The sequence below is a fragment of the Neisseria flavescens genome (genome assembly GCF_001618065.1).
In the GTDB taxonomy this organism is placed as follows: domain Bacteria; phylum Pseudomonadota; class Gammaproteobacteria; order Burkholderiales; family Neisseriaceae; genus Neisseria; species Neisseria flavescens_A.
The window spans coordinates 1-334 of sequence record NZ_LAEI01000072.1 but is presented as its reverse complement, the minus strand read 5'-3'; the positions used below and the strand labels follow the sequence as shown (position 1 = coordinate 334).

Annotated in this window: 1 protein-coding gene; it reads right to left on the bottom strand. The window is 50.3% G+C overall.

The window, feature by feature from the left end; genetic code table 11:
- Positions 1-146 precede the first annotated feature (146 nt).
- Positions 147-334: transposase (locus tag TW89_RS11210; protein ID WP_164836732.1), on the bottom strand; the 188-nt coding region annotated here is incomplete at its 5' end.

Sequence of the window (334 nt, the reverse complement as noted above, 5' to 3'; positions counted from 1 at the left end):
GAGACCTTTGCAAAAAAGTCCTTCCCCCAACAGCCAAAATCCAAACACAGGTTTTCGGCTGTTCCTATTCCAAATCACTCCTGACTCTACTCAAATACCCCCTTAATCCTCCCCGGACACCCGATAATCAGGCACCCGGCCGCATTTTAGGCGGCAACAGGCGCACTTAGCCTGTTGCCGGCTTTCAAAAGGTTCAAACACATCGCCTTCAGATGGCTTTGTGCACTCACTTTAATCAGTCCGAAATAGGCTGCCCGGGCGTAGCGGAATTTACGATGCAGTGTACCGAAGCTTTGTTCGACCACATAACGGGTCTTCGACAAATATCGGTTGC